General features: G+C 72.6%; 17 protein-coding genes. 7 read left to right on the forward strand and 10 right to left on the reverse strand.

The genetic code is table 11. The features are described from left to right. Complete coding sequence (locus tag FXF51_RS47615) at nucleotides 1-1,326, reverse strand: S41 family peptidase (protein ID WP_187414977.1); 1,326 nt, start codon at nucleotides 1,324-1,326, stop codon at nucleotides 1-3. Nucleotides 1,327-1,414: 88 nt separating this feature from the next. Here FXF51_RS47615 and FXF51_RS47620 point away from each other — a divergent pair, with 88 nt between their 5' ends. Then, a complete protein-coding gene (locus FXF51_RS47620) occupies nucleotides 1,415-2,068 on the forward strand; it encodes a response regulator transcription factor (protein WP_148441439.1) in 654 nt (217 codons plus the stop codon). After that, nucleotides 2,065-3,174: a sensor histidine kinase gene (locus FXF51_RS47625; protein ID WP_148441440.1), complete on the forward strand. Its 1,110-nt coding sequence runs from the start codon at nucleotides 2,065-2,067 to the stop codon at nucleotides 3,172-3,174. The genes FXF51_RS47620 and FXF51_RS47625 overlap by 4 nt, the downstream gene beginning before the upstream one ends. On the opposite strand, the gene FXF51_RS47630 is transcribed toward FXF51_RS47625, so the two are convergent. The 4 genes from FXF51_RS47630 to FXF51_RS47645 all read right to left on the reverse strand — a co-directional run bounded on the left by FXF51_RS47630 (nucleotide 3,175) and on the right by FXF51_RS47645 (nucleotide 5,429). Next, nucleotides 3,175-3,978, reverse strand: a complete 804-nt coding sequence (locus FXF51_RS47630) for a class I SAM-dependent methyltransferase (RefSeq protein WP_148441441.1) — start codon at nucleotides 3,976-3,978, stop codon at nucleotides 3,175-3,177. 40 nt (nucleotides 3,979-4,018) lie between these two features. Next, nucleotides 4,019-4,597 carry a hypothetical protein gene (locus tag FXF51_RS47635; RefSeq protein ID WP_148441442.1) on the reverse strand — a complete coding sequence of 193 codons (579 nt, stop codon included), beginning with the start codon at nucleotides 4,595-4,597 and terminating at the stop codon, nucleotides 4,019-4,021. A gap of 54 nt (nucleotides 4,598-4,651) precedes the next feature. Continuing rightward, complete coding sequence (locus FXF51_RS47640; protein WP_148441443.1) at nucleotides 4,652-4,846, reverse strand: hypothetical protein; 195 nt, start codon at nucleotides 4,844-4,846, stop codon at nucleotides 4,652-4,654. A gap of 64 nt (nucleotides 4,847-4,910) precedes the next feature. Beyond that, on the reverse strand, nucleotides 4,911-5,429 hold the full coding sequence (locus tag FXF51_RS47645) for a DUF1772 domain-containing protein (protein ID WP_262380323.1): 519 nt from the start codon (nucleotides 5,427-5,429) through the stop codon (nucleotides 4,911-4,913). A 91-nt stretch (nucleotides 5,430-5,520) separates the two neighbouring features. On the opposite strand from FXF51_RS47645, the gene FXF51_RS47650 reads away from it, so the two are divergent. After that, nucleotides 5,521-6,186, forward strand: a complete 666-nt coding sequence (locus FXF51_RS47650) for a TetR/AcrR family transcriptional regulator (RefSeq protein ID WP_148441444.1) — start codon at nucleotides 5,521-5,523, stop codon at nucleotides 6,184-6,186. A gap of 1 nt (nucleotide 6,187) precedes the next feature. On the opposite strand, the gene FXF51_RS47655 is transcribed toward FXF51_RS47650, so the two are convergent. After that, a complete protein-coding gene (locus FXF51_RS47655; protein WP_148441445.1) occupies nucleotides 6,188-6,817 on the reverse strand; it encodes a DUF4386 domain-containing protein in 630 nt (209 codons plus the stop codon). Nucleotides 6,818-7,034: 217 nt separating this feature from the next. On the opposite strand from FXF51_RS47655, the gene FXF51_RS47660 reads away from it, so the two are divergent. After that, a complete protein-coding gene (locus FXF51_RS47660; RefSeq protein WP_148441446.1) occupies nucleotides 7,035-8,132 on the forward strand; it encodes a hypothetical protein in 1,098 nt (365 codons plus the stop codon). A gap of 97 nt (nucleotides 8,133-8,229) precedes the next feature. Continuing rightward, complete coding sequence (locus FXF51_RS47665; protein WP_148441447.1) at nucleotides 8,230-11,355, forward strand: amidohydrolase family protein; 3,126 nt, start codon at nucleotides 8,230-8,232, stop codon at nucleotides 11,353-11,355. 10 nt (nucleotides 11,356-11,365) lie between these two features. On the opposite strand, the gene FXF51_RS47670 is transcribed toward FXF51_RS47665, so the two are convergent. Further along, complete coding sequence (locus FXF51_RS47670; RefSeq protein ID WP_148441448.1) at nucleotides 11,366-13,111, reverse strand: serine/threonine protein kinase; 1,746 nt, start codon at nucleotides 13,109-13,111, stop codon at nucleotides 11,366-11,368. 124 nt (nucleotides 13,112-13,235) lie between these two features. Then, nucleotides 13,236-13,982, reverse strand: a complete 747-nt coding sequence (locus tag FXF51_RS47675) for an SDR family oxidoreductase (RefSeq protein ID WP_148441449.1) — start codon at nucleotides 13,980-13,982, stop codon at nucleotides 13,236-13,238. 159 nt (nucleotides 13,983-14,141) lie between these two features. Between FXF51_RS47675 and FXF51_RS47680 the strand changes: the two genes are divergently transcribed. Beyond that, nucleotides 14,142-15,416 (forward strand): acyltransferase family protein, encoded by a 1,275-nt coding sequence (locus FXF51_RS47680; RefSeq protein WP_148441450.1) that lies wholly within the window; start codon nucleotides 14,142-14,144, stop codon nucleotides 15,414-15,416. A 4-nt stretch (nucleotides 15,417-15,420) separates the two neighbouring features. On the opposite strand, the gene FXF51_RS47685 is transcribed toward FXF51_RS47680, so the two are convergent. Together FXF51_RS47685 and FXF51_RS47690 are read right to left on the reverse strand one after the other, a co-directional pair. Next, nucleotides 15,421-16,176 (reverse strand): glucose 1-dehydrogenase, encoded by a 756-nt coding sequence (locus FXF51_RS47685; protein ID WP_148441451.1) that lies wholly within the window; start codon nucleotides 16,174-16,176, stop codon nucleotides 15,421-15,423. A gap of 44 nt (nucleotides 16,177-16,220) precedes the next feature. Next, nucleotides 16,221-17,063: a helix-turn-helix transcriptional regulator gene (locus FXF51_RS47690; RefSeq protein ID WP_148441452.1), complete on the reverse strand. Its 843-nt coding sequence runs from the start codon at nucleotides 17,061-17,063 to the stop codon at nucleotides 16,221-16,223. 66 nt (nucleotides 17,064-17,129) lie between these two features. On the opposite strand from FXF51_RS47690, the gene FXF51_RS47695 reads away from it, so the two are divergent. After that, complete coding sequence (locus FXF51_RS47695) at nucleotides 17,130-18,356, forward strand: cytochrome P450 (protein WP_187414978.1); 1,227 nt, start codon at nucleotides 17,130-17,132, stop codon at nucleotides 18,354-18,356. Nucleotides 18,357-18,389: the final 33 nt, after the last annotated feature.

Below are 18,389 nucleotides of genomic sequence, written 5' to 3' on the forward strand. Positions count from 1 at the left end.
CTAGTTCTCCCCGCGCAGCAGGTCGAGCGCCTTGGCCACGCCGGGGTCGCGCCCGGTGGCCAGGTCGAGCGCGGTCATCGGGGCGTGGTGATCCACAGGCACGCCCACCGTGTCGATGGTCTCGCGGGCGGGTCCGAGGTGGCGGACCTTGGGCAGGATCAGGACGCTGCCGTCGTCGAGCAGGTATCCGTCGCCCGGGCCGGAGACGGCTCCGGCCGTGCGCGTGCCGACGAGGGCGCCGATGCCGTTGCCCTTGACGGCCGCGCTGAAGTCGTCGCAGGCCGAGGCGCAGCCGCGGTCGGTGAGGACGACCAGGCGCGCGCCGACCAGCGGGACGCTGTCGTCGGTCCTGTTGGGCACGCAGTCGCCCTCGAACGGGCAGAAGTAGCTGGTGACCTTGCCGTGCGCGAACGCGCCGAGCAGCCGCGTCACCTCGCGGGGCGACCCGCCGCCGTTGCCGCGCAGGTCGAGGACGACCGCCTCCGGCTTGCCCTGCAGCTTGGCGATGACCTGGTCGGCGGCGCCCTGGAAGAAGCCGGGCAGCTTGACGTAGATCGCGCCGCCGGGCAGCGTCTTCGACGTCACCGCCGGGGGCTGCCGCGTGACGGGGGCCGGCTTGATCTCGACGGTGCGGGTCCGTCCGGTCGTGGGGCGCTTGAGCGTGAGCCGGGCCGGGCCGGGAGCGCCGAAGGCGTCAACGAGGCTCTGGTTGACGGTGTCCCCGATGAACGCCGGCACACCGTTGGCCTTGACCAGGATGTCACCGGGCCTGACGTCGGCCTTGGCGGCGGGGCTGCCGGGCAGCACCTGCGTGATGAACAGCGGCGGCCGGGCCGCCGGGTCGAGCCGCGAGCCGTAGGCGGCCGACACACCGGCGATGCCGATGCCGGTCGGCTCGCTCTCCTCCGGCCTCGGCTCGACCCAGTTGGCGTGGTTGTCCTGGAGCCCGGCGACCATGCCGGTGATCGCGGCGCGCAGCGCGGCGGGGTCGCCGGCGCCGAGCGCCTCGGCGAAGGCGGCCCAGTCGGTGTCGCGGTTGCCGGTCAGGGCGGGGAGCTGGAGGTCGTCGCGGTCGGCGCCGCGCCGCATCAGCTCCTGGGTGTAGGCCGACATGGCGTTGCGCAGTAACGTCCTGGAGTCCAGGGCCGGGCCGCTGTAGTAGTTGTCCAGCACGCAGTAGTACGCCTGCCGGAGCGTGTTCACCGAGGTCGGGGGCGCCGACTGCGGCGGTGGCGCCGTGCTGGTGGCGCAGGCGCCGGGGACAGGCTGGGGCGTCGGGGTGAGGCTGACCGCCAGCAGGGCGGCGGCGACGAAGGTTTTGATCATGGCCATGAGGATGGCCGGGGGCGGGTTTCACGGCTGTGAACGTGACCGTTAACGCCGCTGTTACCACCCTTCGGATATGCACGTCGATATGCGGGTTCTGGTAGTGGAAGACGAACGTGATCTGGCCGACCTGGTGGCCGTGGGGCTGCGCCGCCACGCCATGGCCGTCGACGTGGTGTACGACGGGGCCGCCGCCGTGGAGCGGCTGGCGGTGCACGACTACGACGTTCTCGTGCTGGATCGCGACCTGCCCGAGCTGCACGGCGACCTCGTCTGCCGCGAGGTGGTGGCGCGCGGCAGCCGTACCAGGATCCTGATGATGACGGCGGCGGCGTCGGTGCCGGACCGGGTGGCGGGGCTCGGCATGGGAGCCGACGACTACCTGCCCAAGCCGTTCGACTACGCCGAGCTGGTCGCGCGGGTGCGCGCCCTGGGGCGGCGCAGCCGGCCGCAGGCGCCGCCGGTGCTGTCGCGGCACGGCATCGTGCTCGACACCCACCTGCTGCAGGCTTCGCGGGACGGGCGGCACCTGCACCTGTCGCTCAAGGAGTTCGCCGTCCTGGAGGTGCTGATGCGGGCGGAGGGCGCGGTGGTCAGCTCGGAGCGGCTGCTCGAAGAGGCGTGGGACGAGCACACCGACCCGTTCACCACCGTGGTGCGGGTGGTGGTCAGCCGATTACGGGCGAAGCTGGGCGACCCGCCGTGCATCCAGACGGTCCCCGGCGCGGGATACCTGCTGTGACGACGATCCGGGTACGGCTCACGCTGATCTACTCCGGGCTGTTCCTGCTGACCTCGGTCGTGTTGCTGATCACCGTCAACGTGCTGCTGCGGCAGGCGATGGACGCGCGGATCGGCCCGCTCGTCGCGCAGCCGCCCGAGCGGGTGTGGCTCGGGCCCGGGGAGCGGCCTCCGGCGCCGCGGCTGCCCGACCTGGTCGACGACGTGATCAGCTACCAGTGGGAGATGACCGTGTTCACGGTCGCGGTCCTGTCGCTGGTCTCGCTGGTCGTCGGCTGGACGATCGCCAGGCGGATCCTGCGCCCGCTGCACCGGATCACCGCCACCGCGCAGCGGCTGTCCCTGTCGACCCTGCACGAGCGGATCGCGCTCGCCGGGCCGAAGGACGAGCTGAAGGAGCTGGCCGACACCTTCGACGCGATGCTCGACCGGCTCGAACGCTCCGTCGCGGGGCAGCGGCGGTTCATCGCCAACGCCTCCCACGAGTTGCGGACGCCGCTGGCCGTCCAGCGGGCGGCCATCGAGATCGGGCTCCCCGAGGACGTCGGGGAGATCCGCGACAAGCTCCTGCTGCACAACCGCCGCGCCGAGAACCTCATCGACGCCCTCCTGGTGCTGGCCCAGGCGGAGCACGGCCTGGACGACAGAAGCCCGGTCGCCCTGGACGAGGTGGTGCGGCTCGTCCTGGCCGAAGGGCGCCCGGACGAGGTCGCCGTGACGGCGCGGACGGAGCTGTTCGCCGTCGAGGGCGACCCCGTCCTGCTGAACCGGCTCGTCACGAACCTGCTCGACAACGCGGTCCGCTACAACCATCCGGGCGGGACCGTCGAGGTGACGCTCGCCGGCGGGGTGCTGACGGTCCGCAACACCGGCCCGCACGTGCCCGTCGAACGCTTCGGCGATCTCTTCGAGCCCTTCCGGCGGCTGCACACGACCCGTGGACAGGGCGCCGGGCTGGGGTTGTCGATCGTCGCGTCGATCGCGAAGGCGCACGACGCGGAGATGCGGGCGAGCCCCAACCCCGGGGGCGGGCTGGAGATCGTCGTCACCTTCCCCGGGTCGGCCGAGCCGGTGACCGGGCGGCGGGAGCTCAGCCGGGCGCCCTGATCAGGGGGTGCGGGCCGCGACGACCGCCAGCGTCAGGTACGGCACCGTGAACCGGCCGCCGAGCCCGTCGATCGCGGCTCCGACGCCGTCCAGCACCTCGGCCAGCTTGCCAGCCGGGAGCCGGGTGAGCGCGCCGGTCGTGGGCAGCAGGTCCAGCCACTCGTCGCGGGTGTAGTCCCGCTCCCACTCGAACCGCCACAGCTCCGGCTCGCCGAACCCGCCCGCCTCCCGGATCCCGTCGGTGAACTTGGCGAACATCTCCGCGTAGACATCGCGCGCCGGCCGCGCCTGCTGGCCCGCGAAGGGTGAGTCGGGCATCACCCTGCGGAGGACCTCCGCGTACGCCCGCGCGATGGCGGGTGGAGCGTCGAAGACGTGCGCGAAGATCGCCAGCGGCCCGCCGGGACGCAGCAGCCTGGCCGCCTTGGCCGCGCCCGCGACCGGGTCCACCCAGTGCCACGCCTGGCCTGCGATGACCGCGTCGAACGTGCGGCCCGCCGGCTCCCACGCCTCGAACGTGGCGGCCTCGGCCTCGACCCCGCTGCGGCGCGCGACTTCGAGCATGCGCTCGTCGGGGTCGACGCCCAGCACGGTGCAGCCGGCCGCCTGGAACTGGCGGGCCTCGATGCCGGTGCCGCAGCCGACGTCCAGGACGGCGGGGCCGGGGCTGGCGGCGACGACGCGCTTGACCAGGGCGCCGGGGTAGGGCGGCCGGGCGCGGTCGTAGCGTTCCGCGTCCGCGCCGAACGACTCCGCGTACTCCCTGGCTTGGTGCGCTGGTTGTCCTTGCGATGAAGTGGGCATGCGCCCACCATAGTGGGCGGTCGCCCACCACGGCAAGCGGTCACCTCGTGAGACGGTCGCGCGCCAGCCGCCTGAGGTGATCGGGGACGGGGCAGGCGTCCATGGCCCGCCGCAGCAGATCCGCGTCGAAGCCGTGCGTGGCCAGGTGGCCGAGCAGCGGGTCGTACCGATCGGGCCGGTCCCGCATCAGCTCCGTGGCCAGGCGCAGCTCCAGCCGCACCACCGGCACCCGGTGGGAACCGCAGACGACCGGGACGTGGTGCCGCCACGGCCCGCTGCCCACGCACTCCAGCGCGTCGGAGTCGGTCTGGCGCTCGACCGTGCTGAGCTCCAGCACGACCCCGTTCACCTCGAACCTGGTGAAGTACTGCGCCGACCCGGGCAGCCACTGCGCCGGGTGGAGGCAGGGGAAGGCGGAGAGGGCCGCGGCGAAGGCGTCCAGGTCCTTCCTGTCGGCGAGCAGGACGTCGATGTCGCCGGCGGGGAGCCGCACGCCCTGGAGGAGTGCGGCGCTGGTGCCGCACACGCGATACGCCGGCCGCTCTCCGTGGGCCGCGAGCGCGTCGAGGGCCAGGTCCAGCGCCGTGGTGACGTCCATGCGGGTCAGCTTCTCGCTCATGGACGTCAACGTAACGACGCCGGAGGCACGCGCGTCAGGCCTGTCGCGGCGCGATCAGTAGACGGCGCGGCCGACCCGGACGGGCACGCCGGCGGACCACCGGCCGGAGGTGACGTCCTGCGCGCGGGCGTAGGCGTTTGCCGGACGGCCTGGCCCTGAGCAGTCGAACTTGCCGGTCTGCTTGCCCCAGCTCCCGACCTCGGCCATCATCGGGCGGTTCCAGGTGAAGGTCTTGCTGTCGGGACTCATGGCGTTCGCCTCTCCGGCGGGGCCAGGGCGACCAGCGCCACGGCCGCGTTCATGATCCTGCGTGTCACGGGACGTTGCTCTCCAGCGGGAGATCGGTCCGGTTCAGCGGTGCGGGTCTGTCGTGGTCGAGGCCCTGGGCGGCGATCAGGCACGCGAACGCGGCGAGGGCGAGCACCGCGCGCAGGAGGTGCAGGCCGAGCCACCGCTGCCGGATCTCGTGCCAGCCGGCGGGCGGCTGGGCGGGATCCCAGCCGTTCGCGATCCGGTTGAGCGGCTCCATCCCCGCCACGGTGAGGGCGACGGTGGCGACGAGCAGGATCAGCGCGGCCGTGCAGGCGCCGAACGCCGGCCATCCCCGCTGCCACGACAGGGCCGAGGCGACGAGCGTCACCCCGATGCCGGCCAGCAGGAACGGCGGCATGGCCCGGCCGTAGTCGGCGTTGAGCGCCTGCCAGTACGTGACGTAGGCCGCGCCCGGCATCCGCGCCACCGAAGGGGCGATGACGACGAAGAGGACGCCGCCCGCGTACAGGCCGGCCAGCGCCGTCGCGACCATCCGGGACACGGTGAGCAGCAGGGACACGGTGCGCCTCCCCAGACGACACTTTGACTAGAACCGCACCTTTTCATTAGATACGCTTCTAGTCAATATACTTCTGAAATCATGGTTCGCGATGTCCGAGCAGAAGAAGCGCCGCGCCTACTCCAGCGCCCTGCGCCAGGAGCAGGCCCAGGCCACGCGGCAGAAGATCGCGACGGCCGCACGGGAGCTGATGATCAGGAAGGGCTACGCCGACACCACCATGGCGGAGGTGGCGCGCGAGGCGGGCGTCGCGGTTCAGACGCTGTACACGTCCTGCCCGGGCGGCAAGCCGGCGCTGGCCAAGCTGGTCCATGACATCACCCTGGCCGGAGACGCCCGTCCCACGCCGCAGAGCGACCGCCCCGAGGTGCAGGCGATCATCGACGAGCCGGACCCCGTCCGCAAGCTGGCCCTGTACGCCGCCATGGCCACGGCGATCCTGCGGCGCGTCACACCCGTGCACCGCGTGCTGCGCGCGGCGGCCGCCGCGTCGCCGGCCGACACGGGGCTCCAGGACGTGCTGGCCGGCATCGAACGTGAGCGCCTGAGGGGCAGCCGCGGCCCCGCCGAGCACCTGCACGCGATCGGCGTTCTGCGCCCGGGCCTGCCCGCGGCCAGGGCGGCCGAGCAGATCTACGTGCTCACCTCGACGGAGAACTTCGAGAAGCTCACCGAGGTGTGCGGGTGGAGCGCGGCCGAGTACGAGGAGTGGCTGGCCACCCTGCTGGCCGCCGCCCTCCTCAGGCCCGCGACCTGATTCAGGCGTGCCGGGGAAGGCCCCTGACGATCAGCCATCCGGCCAGAACCAGGCCCTGCACGGCGAGCGGCGTCGTCATGGCCAGGTACAGCGGGGTGACGACGCCCGTGCGGCCGAACAGCACCAGGAAGCTCGCCACCAGGGCCGGCACGATCCCGGCGATCCCCCACGCGGACAGCCAGCGCGGGACGGATCTCGACCGGTGGAGGATCCAGAACAGCAGGAGATCGCCGAGGCCCAGGGAGACGACGACCGCGACGTGGTTGACCAGGTCGCGTGCCGTACGCAGCACCGAGGCGGCCGACTCCGACTCCAGCACCAGGAACAGGGGCAGGAGGAGCACGCCGACGAGGTGGAAGCCCGCGGCGATCATCCTGAAGCCGAGGAACCCCAGGCTGAGCGCTTCGCTCTGCGCCTTCAGCGCCGGATACAGGCACAGGGCGAAGCCGACGTAGGCGGGGATCATCACGAACTGGGCCACCGCGCCGATGACGATCTGGCTCTCGTGCGCGGCGACGAGGCCGAGGAAGTGCGGCTCCTCCAGGACGGGGACGACGCTCGACACTCCGGCGATCATGCCTGCGATGATCAGCACGCCCGCCACGACGGTTGCTCGCCTGCGCGAATCCATCTCACCCTTCCCTTACACCTGTAAGTCGAAGGCCGACCCTACCCTTACACCCGTAAGGCCGCAAGGAGTTACCCCGCATCTCCTAGCAAAAGCGCTGATCAGGGACGCGTAACAACGTCAAAACGGCTTCACGCAGGCACCCGATCGAGCATCCTGGGCATGGCCAGCAGCCTCCCGAGCATCGCCCTTCTGTTCCCCCCACCCTGAAGAGGTACTCGTGACTCGGTATGCCATCGACCATGCCCGCAACGTGCTCGTCGCCCTCTGGAGCACCGGCATCGGCGACACCACCACCCTCGTCGCCGAACTGCCCGAGCTGGATGACGCCGGGAACATCCGCCATCTCGCCGCCCAGCTGACCAGGCTGTCGGAGATCTGCTGGCGCTCCTACACCCACCCGGCCAGCGCCGCCGACCGGCACGGCCCGCACAGCCTCGGCTGGCGCAGGCAGCAGGAGCGCGACGCCTTCGCCACCGTCCTGCCGACGCTGATCGCCGCCCACCGGGCCGGTCCCCGGACGGCCGCCACCCAGGTCGGACGGGCCGCGAACGCCGTCGCCACGACCCTGCACACGCTGGGCGTCCCCGGGCTCGACACGCACATCACCACGGACGTCGCCGCCGAACTGGCCGCCATCGAGCAGGCCGAGCTGGGCGACCTGTCCGACCGGGCCGAGCAGGCCGTCGCGCTCAGCCGCGAGGACGCCTCGCCGCTGCAGATCTCGCAGGCCGACACCCTGCTGCGGGCGCAGCCCTTCGGCTGCCCCGCGCTGCTGACCCAGATCGACCCGGCCGCCGCCGCCGTGGCCGCCGCCCACTGGTACCACGCCGCCGTGACCGTGGCCGCCCGGCACACCGGCCTGCACCAGGTGCACGTCGTGGCCTCGGCCGAGCAGCACAGCAAGCCGCTGGCCCTGGAGAGCCTCACCGAGATCACCGCCGTCCTCACGTCAGGCGGGCGCCCCCTGCACGTGGTCATGCCGCTGATCCGCAACGCGCTGCACGTCGCCGACGGTCACCTGCGCGGCATCACCGACATCCACGAGCGCGTCATCGCCGCCCAGGACCTGCTCAGCAAGGCCGACGCCGACCACCCCGATCTGGGTCTCGAACCGAGCACGATCTTTGTGCCGCTCACCCCGCTCGATCCCGCCCGGCCCGCTCCCGACCTGCTCGACAACCTGCTGCACGGCATCCACACCTGCTGGCAGGTGTACCAGGACGGCCAGACGGAGGAGGGCAGGGACGAGCTGCTGCGGCAGTTCCTCGGCGAGCTCCGCCGGGAGGCGCTCGACCACACCGACCGGCTGCTCTAGCGGATCATCCGGCGGCCCTTGACCGATCGTCTTGACCAACGTATGCACCTCGTAGACGAAGATCCGAGTCAAGCGCGAGCAGTGGAGGGAAGCCCCGATGTCACCTGACGCCCCTGGCTCGATGTCCCGCCCGACCCGCCGGACCGTCCTGGCCGGTGGCGCCGGCGCCGCCCTCGCCGCCGCGATCGCGCCCGTCGCGGCGCCGCCGGCGAGGGCCGCCGCCAGGGGCCGGACCTCGGTCGCGACCGGCACCGACTTCGCCGTCGCCCCCTCGCCCGACGGCCGCCTGCTGGCCTTCGACATGCTGGGCGTCCTGTGGGTCTGCTCCGCCTCGGGCGGCACCGCCCGCAGGCTCACCAGCGACCTGTACGACATCGCCCAGCCCGACTGGTCCCCCGACGGCTCCAGCCTGGTGTTCCAGTCGTACCGCGACGGCGTGTTCAACCTGTGGACGATCCGGCCCGACGGGTCCGCGATCAGGCAGTTGACCAAGGGCCCGTTCGACCACCGCGAGCCCCGCCACAGCCCCGACGGCCGCACCATCGCCTACTCCTGCGACGCTGGCGGCAGCTACGGGATCCACCTGCTCGACGTCGCCACCGGGACGTCCCGTGCCCTGGCGGACACCTCCGTCGAGGAGTACGAGCCGGCCTGGTCACCCGACGGCACCAAGCTCGCCTTCGTCGTCGCCGACACCAGGATCGACGTCATCGACGTGGCCACCGGCACGCGCAGCACCGCCGTCACGGTGCCCGCCGGTCAGGTCATCCACCAGCCGTCCTGGCTGCCGAACGGCACCGACCTCGCCTACCACCTCTTCCGCGCGGGCCTGAACGAGGTGGCGAGCACGACGGGCACCCTGGTCGCGGGCGAGGAGGTCTTCCCGTTCCAGGCCCGGTTCCTCCCGGACGGGCGCTACTTCTACACCTCGTCGGGCGCCATCAGGTCCCGCCGCCTCGGCTCCGCCGCCGCCGGCACGGTCGGCTTCACCGCCGCGCTGACCACGACGACCCCGAAGTACAGGAAGAAGGCCAGGGTGTTCGACGCGCCAGGCGCGTTCCCCGTCGTCGGGATCGGCAGCCCGGCGGTGTCCCCTGACGGATCCACCGTCGCGTTCCGCGCGCTCAACGACATCTACCTGGGGCGGCTCGGCGACACCCCGCGGCCGCTCTTCCGCGACCGCTGGTGGAAGGCCGATCCGGACTTCTCACCGGACGGGCGGCGGCTGGCCTTCGTGACGGACCGGACGGGAACGCTCAACATCTGGGTCCGCGACCTGTCCACGGGCGCCGACCGGCAGCTGACCAGGCTCACCGACTCCGCCGCCCTGTCGGTGCGATGGTCACCCGACGGCAGCGAGATCGCCTACCTGGACCAGGACGGCGCCCTCTGGGTCCTGGACGTGGCCTCCGGCGAGCCGCAGAAGATCTTCAACGCCACGTTCGAGCCGGGCAGGCCGACCTGGTCGCCCGACGGCAGGACGATCGCGCTGGCCGCCGTCGTGCCGTACTCGCGGCGCTACCGCGAGGGCCTGTCCAAGATCCTCCTGGTGGACCGGACCACCGGCGCCGGCACGTACGTGGACCCGGCCCCGCACCGCTCCCTGCAGACGCGCGGCGACGACGGCCCCGTCTGGTCGCCGGACGGCACCATGCTGGCCTTCGCCATGGAGTCGGTGATCTGGGTGCTGCCCGTGGACGCGACGGGACGGCCCACCGGCCCCGCCCGCCGGGTCACCCGCGAGGTGTCCGACGCCCCCGTCTGGGCGGGCGACTCCGCCACCCTCCTCTACCTGAACGGCGGGCGGCTGCGCCGCGTACGCGTGGACGGCGCCGCCCCTCGCACCGTCCCGCACCGCCTGACCTGGCGTAACGACCCCGGCCCCGAGCAGGTGGTGATCCACGCGGGGCGCATGTGGGACGGCGTGTCCGCGACCGTCGCCCGCGACGTGGACATCATCGTGCGCGGCCAGCGGATCACCGCGGTCGAGCCGCACCAGGACGGCCGCCCCGGCGCCCTCGTCGACGCCCGCGACAGGTTCGTCATGCCCGGCCTGATCGACATCCACCACCACCGCGAGATGCAGGGCTACGCGTACGGGTCGCGGCAGGGCCCGCTGTGGCTGGCCCTCGGCATCACCACGACCCGCTCACCGGGCTCACCCGCGTACCACATGGTGGAGGAGCGCGAGTCGGTGCAGTCGGGCGCCCGGCTCGCGCCGCGCTACCTGGGCACCGGCGAGGCCATCGACGGGCCGCGCATCTACTACAACTTCATGCGGCCGACGTTCAGCCACGACCAGCTCGCGCTGGAGCTGGAGCGGGCCGCCGACCTCGACTACGACGTGCTGAAGTGCTACGTGCGGCTGCCGGTGATCTGGCACCGGGAGGTGATCGACTGGGCGCACCGCCGGGGCAAGCCGGTGACCTCGCACTATCACTACCCGGCGATCGCCATGGGCGGCGACCAGACCGAGCACGTCGGCGCCACCAGCCGGTTCGGCTACTCCCGCACCGTCACGAACGTGGGCTCCGCCTACTCCGACGTCATCGCCATGTTCAACGCCTCGAAGATGGCCAGGACCCCCACCCTGTTCAACTCCACCGCCCTCTACCGGGACGACACATCGCTGGCCACCGACGAACGGGTGCTGCGCCTCTACCCGAACTGGCGGCTGGCGGCGCTGCGGGCCACGGTCGCCACGGCGCAGAACGCCGACCCGGCGGCCATCCAGGTGACGTTGAAGAACCTGGCCAACCAGGTCGCGCAGCTCGCGGCGATGATCCGCGGCGGCGGGGTGGTCACCGTCGGCACCGACGCGCCCATCGACCACGTCGCCGTGAGCCTGCACATGAACCTGCGCGCCATGGTCAGGTACGGGCTCACGCCGCTGGAGACGCTCACCGCCGCTACCAGCACGTCCGGCGCCTACCTGGGCCTGCCGCTGGGCAGGATCGGCAAGGGCAGGTACGCGGATCTGGCCATCGTGGACGGCGACCCGCTCGCCCGTATCGAGGACGCCGCCAACGTCACCGCCGTCCTCGTCGGCGGCCGGCACCACACCGTGGAGCAGCTCCTGGCCCCTTACCCGCCGTCCACCGGTCAGGCCGCGGGCAAGGTCAAGGATCCCGTCCCCGCGCACCCGAGCACCGCGGGCTACTGGTGGAACGACCCCGCGGAGCTGGACAGGGCCCGCGTCTCCTGCTGCGACCACCACGCGTGACGGTCGACCCCTACGGCTTGGCGATCTTGCCGCCCGCCCGCCAGTTCCGGTAGGTGGTCGTGAAGACCGACTCGTAGGTGCCGGTGCCGCTGACCGGCACCTTCCAGGTGAGGCTGAACTTCGTCGGCCGGTTCTTCGCGTCGATCGTCAGCCGGTAGTTGAGGTAGGAGGCGCCGCTCCCCTCGCTCACGTCCGCGCCCAGCCAGGAGCCCAGCAACGTCCGCAACCGGCCGCCCGCCTCGCTCGCGCGCAGGACACCGGTGTAGGTGCGGCCCTCCGGGTGGATGTCGGTGCTGTTCAGCACGACCTGCTGGATGACGGACGGGCCCGCCGTGCCGGCGACCAGGAGCGCGTACCAGTCAACGCTCTCCGGGGTCTGCTCCTCAAGCACCTTGGCGGCGGCTCCCGCCCGGTCCCGGTAGAACAGCCCGGCGGCGACGACGTAGCGGCCGGCGGACTCCTCGTAGGGGTTGATCGCCATGGTGAAGTCGTCCTCGGCCCTGGCGTCACCGCTCGACAGGCGGCCGGTCGCCTTGGCGCCGGCGCTGCTCTGGGTGAAGCCGCCCTCGAAGGTGAAGTCGGCGGTGGGCGTCACGCTGAGCGACAGGTCGAGGGCCGCGGCCAGGTCCACCGCGGTGCGCGGCACCGGCGACGACGCCACGGGGCTCGCCACGGCGGACCCGCTCGGCGCGGCCGAGGGCGGCGAAGAGGCGCGGACGCCGGTCTTCGCACCCGACGGGAGGTTCAGCACGACCGCCGCCGTGGCTCCGATCGCCGCCACGGCGGCGACGAAGGGCGAGAGCCGGCGCAGGAGGCTGCGCGGCGGCCGGGGCGGCGGCTCCGGCGGCCAGGAGGCGGCGTCCTCCTGCACCGACCAGACGCGGTTCAGCCGGGCCGTCACGTCGGACGCCGGGCTGCCCGCCCTGACCCCGGCGTCACCGTGCCGGTCGCGCCAGGCTTCGGCGACCGCCGCGAGCACCTCCTCCATCGCGGGGCGCGCGCCCGGCTCCTTCGCCAGGGCCGCGTCCACGGTCGGCCGCAGCTCGCGCGGCACCGCCCCGGTGTCCACGGCGTCGTTCATCACCCGGTACGACAGCACCTCGGGGCGGCCCATCCCGTACGGCAGCTTGCCCGTCGCCGCGAACACCACGACCATCGCCCAGCCGTACACGTCGGCGGCCGGGCCGGTCGGGCCGCCCGCGTACTCCTCCGGGCTCACCCAGCCGGGAGAGCCGATCACCAGGCCGGTGCCGGTGAGCGACGTGCCGTCGAGCGAGCGGGCGATGCCGAAGTCGACCAGCCTCGGGCCGGCCGGCGACAACATCACGTTGGACGCCTTGAGATCGCGGTGCACGACCTCCGCGGCGTGCACCGCGACCAGGGCCTCCGCGAGCCCCGCGGCCAGCCCGAACAGGTCGTCGCCCGCCAGCGGGCCGCGCTCCTTGACGTGCTCGTCCAGCGTGCGGCCGTCGATGAACTCGGTCGCCAGCCACGGCTGCTCGGCCTCGGCGTCGGCCGCGAGCATCCGTACGCAGCAGGCGCCCTGCACCCGGCGGAGCATCGCCACCTCGCGCCGGAACCGGACCCTGAACTCGTGGTTGGCGGCGTAGGTGTGGTGGATGAGCTTGACCGCGGCCCGCTGCCCCGCGGCGTCCACGCCCGCGTAGACGATGCCCATGCCACCGGCGCCGAGCCGCCCGATGATCCGGTACGGCCCCACTTTCTCCGGGTCCTGCGGGCGCGGCGGGATGCTCACGAGGTCCTGCTTCGACGGTGTGCCAGTGATCGCCAAGTGATTATGTCAGCCCGCCGCGCCGTCCCCGGCACCTCGGCCGCCTCCACGTCCATGCCGCCGGTCGGCAGGGCGGCAGGACGCCGGGTCAGGGCTTCCTGCCCGGCCAGTCGCGGTAGTGGATCCGGCCGAGGGCCGCGCCCTCGTCCGGCACCAGCGCCCGCTCGCTCACCTCGGTCCCGAAGTAGCGCGCGTGCGGGTCGGTGACGACCTCGCGCGTGTCGCCCCAGGAGGCCAGCGCCTCGCGGAAGAACTCGTCCATCCGGAACTCGTCGGGCCCCGCCACCTCGATCCCGCCGTTCAGCGGCGCGCCCAGCGCGGCCCGGCCGACCGCCTCCGCCACGTCGTCGCCCGCGATGGGCTGGAAGCGGACGGGCGCGATGCGGACCCGGCCGTCCTCGGTGGCCTCGTCGGCGATGCCGCGGACGAACTCGAAGAACTGCGTGGCGTGCACGATCGAGAACGGGACACCCGACTTCGCGATGAGCTCCTCCTGCGCGCGCTTCGCCAGGAAGTAGTCGTTGGTCGGCGTGCGCCCGGTGCCCACCACCGACAGCGCGACATGATGGCCGACGCCCGCCGACACCTCGGCCGCGAGCAGGTTGCGGGTCGAGGTCTCGAAGAACTCCAGCACCCGCGCGGCCTCGAAGGACGGCGAGTTCGACACGTCGACCACCACGTGCGCGCCCGCCAGCGCTCCGTCCAGCCCTTCGCCCGTGAGGGCGTTCACGCCGGTCCTCGGCGAGGCCGCCACGGCCTCGTGACCCTGCCCCTCCACCCAGGACACCAGCTTCGACCCGATCAGGCCGGTCCCACCGATCACCACGATTCTCATCGCGCCGCCTCCTCCGTCACTACGGAGATTAGGCAGCTGGGCAGGCCAGGGGCAGCCTACGGGAAGGAATATTCGCGATAGCTTTCCCTATTGACAAGATGGCACCTGACCTGGGCTTACTCTAAGCATTCGCTCAGGTTGACCCCATAGCGTGACTGGGTGTCTATCAACCTGGCCGACCTGAGAGGCGACGGCGGGCCGCGGGCCGGCGTCCTGACGCAACCGCCCCCGCCCGTGCGCAGGCAGACCTGGCTGGACGCGCTGCGCGGCGTGGCCGTGCTCGCCGTGCTCTTCGAGCACCTGCTGGACCCGCTCTTCCCCGAGATCCGCTCCGCCGTCAGCCCGTGGTTCGACTTCGGGCAGTACGGCGTCATGGTGTTCTTCCTCGTCAGCGGCTACGTGGTGCCGGCCTCGCTGGAGCGGCGCGGCGACGTCACCGGGTTCTGGATCGGCCGGCTGTTCCGCCTCTACCCGCTGTGGGCGCTCGTGGCGGTCGCCGGGACGGCGTTCGGCCTGCTGCGGGTGTACTCGGAGCTGCCCGTGCAGCTCGGCGAGCACCCGGTGACGGCCGGGCTGGCCCACCTGACGATGCTGCAGGACTTCTTCCAGGTGGTCAGCGTCGTCAACGTGTTCTGGACGCTCTCCTACGAGATGGTGTTCTACCTCCTCGTCACCGCGATCTTCGTCTTCGCGCCGCACCGGCCGCGCACCACCGGCACCCTCGTCGTCGTGATGGCGGGCGTGCTCGCGGGCGGCCTGCTGCCCGCCGGCGCCCTGTCCAGGGGGCTCGGCGTCGAGGCCGTGGTGCTCGCCGCGACCGCCGTGCTGGTGGCCGGGCTCGCCGCGGTCCTGCGCGGCGGCCCGCACGCCCGGCTGGCCGGGGCCGCCGCCCTGGCCGTGCCCGCCGTCGTGCTGATCGGCTGGAACAGCCGGATCGGGGCGTGGCAGAGCCTGGCCATCGTGGCCACCATGTTCGCCGGCACGGCGCTGCACCGGCTCGACCGGGGGCAGCTCCACCGCCGCGCCCGGTGGGTGGTCGGGCTGGTGCCCGTCGTGTGCGTCGCAGCCGCGTTCTGGTTCGGCCCCGGCTGGGGGATGGGCCAGGAGGAGGCGATGGCGTTCAGGTGGAGCTGGTCGGCGGCCGTGGTGGCGGCCTGGCTCACCTTCGTGGCCTTCCGGCTGCTGCCGGTCGCCATGCCCGGGGTGCTGGTGCGGCTCGGGCTGATCAGCTACTCCGTTTACCTGGTGCATCCGCTGGCCGTGCAGGTGTTGCGGCGGCTGGTGCCGTATCCGGGGCAGGTCGCCTGGGCGGAGCGGGCCACCTGGGCGGCGGCGCTGGCGGCCGTCGTGGCCGCCGTCGCCACGCTCTGCTACCGGTACGTCGAGCTTCCCGCCCAAGGGGTCGGCCGCCGCCTGATCCGCGCCCGTTCCTGAGGGTTCACCCGGTCAGCCCCGAGGCGGTGGCGACCAGGCCGCCGTCGATGACCAGGTCCTGCCCGTTGACGTACGAGGCCTCGTCCGAGGCGAGGAAGGCGACCGCGCCCGCGACGTCCTCGGCCGTGCCGAGCCGCCCGGCGGGCACCGCCGCGAGCACGGCGGCCTCCGCCTCGGGGGAGATGTTGTCGTGGAACATCGGCGTCTCGATGTAGCCGGGGCTGACCGAGTTGACCCGGATCCCCCTGGGCGCCAGGTCGGCGGCGAGCGTGTGCGCCAGGTTGTGCACCGCCGCCTTGGTCGCCGCGTAGATCGAGGCGCCCGGCAGGCCGCGGTGCAGCGTCCACGACGCGTTGATCACGATCGCGCCGCCGTCCGCGAGCAGCGGCAGCGTCTTGTGGACGGTGAAGAACACCCCCTTGAAGTTGATCGTCACGATGCGGTCGAACTCGGCCTCGGTGACCTCGCCGAACGAGGCGACGCCCGCGTTGGCGAAGACCACGTCCAGCCGCCCGTACCGGTCGCGGATCGTGGCGGTGAGCGCGTCCAGGTCGGCGAGGTCCGCGACGTCGCCGCGTACCGGGAGCACCCGGTCGTCGCCGCCCAGCTCGTCGTGCGCGGCCTTCAGCCGCGTCTCGTCCCTGCCGGTGATGATCACCCGCGCGCCCTCGGCGAGCAGCCGGTGCGCGGCGGCCAGGCCCATGCCGCTCGTGCCGCCGGTGATGAGTGCGATCCTGCCGTCAAAACGTCCGTTCGTCATGGAGCTCAGCCTGCCTGCCGGGCCGCGGGCGAAACAGTGCGTGCTCAGCCTGGGTCTGACACCACCACCTTGGCCAGCCGCTCACCGGTGCCGGGCAGCGGGTTGTACAGCTCCAGGTGCCAGTCCGGCCGGTCGGCCACCGTCAGGGTCGTCATCTCGAAGTGCAGGTCACCGGCGGCGGGGTGGCGCACCGCCTTCACCGCCTGGACGGGCGCGCCCACCTCGTGGCGGGCCCAGAGCTCGGTGAACTCGGGGCTGACCGCGCTGAGGTCGTCCACCAGCCGGCCGAACTCCGGGTCGCCGGGGGCGTGGCCCGCGTCGGCGCGGAAGGCGGCGACCACGGCCGGGGCGGCCGCGTCCCACTGCACGTGCATGTCGCGGTAGCGGGCGTTGGTGAAGAACGAGACCAGGCAGTTGTGATCGACGTCGTCGTAGCCGAACACCGCCCGCGTCGCCGCGTTGATCGCCAGCAGGTTCCACCGGCTGTCGCGCAGGATCGCCGGTCGCGGCGTCCACGCGTCGAGCAGGCGGCGCAGCTCCGGCGTGACCTCCGCGCCGCCCCGCGCCCCGCCGGCGAGCGGCGGGTTGAGGCCGGCCAGCAGGTACAGATGCGCGCGCTCCGGCTCGCTCAGGCGCAGCGCCCGGCCGATCGCGTCGAGCACCTCGGCCGAGACGTTGATGTCGCGCCCCTGCTCCAGCCACGTGTACCAGGACACGCCGACCCCGGCCAGCACGGCGACCTCCTCGCGGCGCAACCCCGGCGTCCTGCGCCGGCCGGCCGCCACCATGCCGACGTCGCCGGGGGCGAGCCGCGCCCGGCAGGCACGCAGGAAGTCGCGGAGCTGCTCGCGGCGGTGCCGCCTGGCCTCAGGAGTCTCGCTGGTCATACGTCACGGTAACGTCGCCGGGTTATAGTCAGGGCAATTGCCAGCTTCCGGGCGAAGGTGATGGGCATGTCCCTGGGCGACCTGTACGAACCGCTCCACCAGCACCACGCCGATCCCTACCCCTTCTACGAGCGGGCCCGCCGCGAGGAGCCGCTGTTCTACTCCCCGGCCATCGGAGCCTGGGTCGTGACCAGAATGGCCGACGTGCGCCGCATCCTGCGCGACAGTCGCACGTTCTCCTCGGCCAACACCCTGCGCCCGTTCACGCCGTTCCCTCCGGCCGTCGTCGCCGAGCTGAGCAAGGGCTACCCCAACCTCGCCTCGTACATCACGATGGACGGCGACGAGCACCGGCGGCTGCGCGGCCCCGCCTCCGCGGCGCTCACCCCCGAACGCGTGGACGCGATCGAGCCGTACATCACCGAACGCGCCACCCGGCTCATCGACGGCTTCGCCAAGGACGGCGGCGTCGAGTTCATGGCCGGCTACGCCAACCGGCTGCCCGTGGACGTGATCGCCCGGCTGATCGGCTTCGCGGAGGAGGACAGCGCCGCGTTCGGCGACGACAGCCGGACCGCCGCGTCCATGGGGATGGGGCACCGGTTCAGCTCCGAGGAGGAGCAGATCGAGTGCGCCCGCACGTGGGTGCGCTTCCAGCAGCTCATCGAACGGTACGTGACCGCGCGCCGCGCCGATCCCCGCGACGACCTCATCAGCGACTACATCGCCGCGTTCGCCCCCGGCGCCGAGCCGCTCACCTTCGAGGGCATGGCCGAGCTCATCGGGCTCGTGCTGGGCGTCGCCGTGCCCGGTCACATCACCACCTCGGCGCTGCTCGGCAACGGCCTGCTGCGGCTGCTGTCCCAGCCCGAGCAGTGGCGGCTGTTGTGCGAGCGGCCCGGCCTCGTGGCGAACGCGGCCGAGGAGATCGCCCGCTACGACACCCCGACGCACATCTTCCTGCGCGTCTCGACCGCCGACGCCACCGTCGGCGGGCAGGACTTCCCCGCCGGGACCGAGTTCGCGCTCTGCCTCGCCTCCGCCAACCGGGACGACGACGCCTTCGAACGCGGCGAGATCTTCGACATCACCCGGGTGCCGCGCGCGAACGTGGTCTTCGGTCAGGGGCCCCACTACTGCCCGGGGGCGGGGCTGGCGCGGCGCGAGGTCGAGATCTCGCTGCGGCTGCTCACCGAACGGCTGCCGGGGCTGCGGCTCGTGGCGGAGCAGCGGATCGAGTACCGCGGCACGCTCGACCACCGGGGGCCGCTCGCGCTGTGGCTGGAGTGGTGAGAGCGCGGGCCGAGTAATCCAGGCACCTTGCGT

Origin of the sequence: Nonomuraea sp. PA05 (genome assembly GCF_008086045.1) — a bacterium.
Classification (GTDB): domain Bacteria; phylum Actinomycetota; class Actinomycetes; order Streptosporangiales; family Streptosporangiaceae; genus Nonomuraea; species Nonomuraea monospora.

What these genes read in the sequence shown, in the direction of transcription:
- FXF51_RS47630 (WP_148441441.1), bottom strand. Translation starts at nt 3,978, where the DNA reads ATGCCCACTTCATCGCAAGGACAACCAGCGCACCAAGCCAGGGAGTAC.
- FXF51_RS47615 (WP_187414977.1), bottom strand. Translation starts at nt 1,326, where the DNA reads ATGATCAAAACCTTCGTCGCCGCCGCCCTGCTGGCGGTCAGCCTCACC.
- FXF51_RS47690 (WP_148441452.1), bottom strand. Translation starts at nt 17,063, where the DNA reads ATGACCAGCGAGACTCCTGAGGCCAGGCGGCACCGCCGCGAGCAGCTC.
- FXF51_RS47640 (WP_148441443.1), bottom strand. Translation starts at nt 4,846, where the DNA reads ATGAGTCCCGACAGCAAGACCTTCACCTGGAACCGCCCGATGATGGCC.
- FXF51_RS47635 (WP_148441442.1), bottom strand. Translation starts at nt 4,597, where the DNA reads ATGAGCGAGAAGCTGACCCGCATGGACGTCACCACGGCGCTGGACCTG.
- FXF51_RS47685 (WP_148441451.1), bottom strand. Translation starts at nt 16,176, where the DNA reads ATGACGAACGGACGTTTTGACGGCAGGATCGCACTCATCACCGGCGGC.
- FXF51_RS47675 (WP_148441449.1), bottom strand. Translation starts at nt 13,982, where the DNA reads ATGAGAATCGTGGTGATCGGTGGGACCGGCCTGATCGGGTCGAAGCTG.
- FXF51_RS47655 (WP_148441445.1), bottom strand. Translation starts at nt 6,817, where the DNA reads ATGGATTCGCGCAGGCGAGCAACCGTCGTGGCGGGCGTGCTGATCATC.
- FXF51_RS47650 (WP_148441444.1), top strand. Translation starts at nt 5,521, where the DNA reads ATGTCCGAGCAGAAGAAGCGCCGCGCCTACTCCAGCGCCCTGCGCCAG.
- FXF51_RS47665 (WP_148441447.1), top strand. Translation starts at nt 8,230, where the DNA reads ATGTCACCTGACGCCCCTGGCTCGATGTCCCGCCCGACCCGCCGGACC.
- FXF51_RS47695 (WP_187414978.1), top strand. Translation starts at nt 17,130, where the DNA reads ATGTCCCTGGGCGACCTGTACGAACCGCTCCACCAGCACCACGCCGAT.
- FXF51_RS47620 (WP_148441439.1), top strand. Translation starts at nt 1,415, where the DNA reads ATGCGGGTTCTGGTAGTGGAAGACGAACGTGATCTGGCCGACCTGGTG.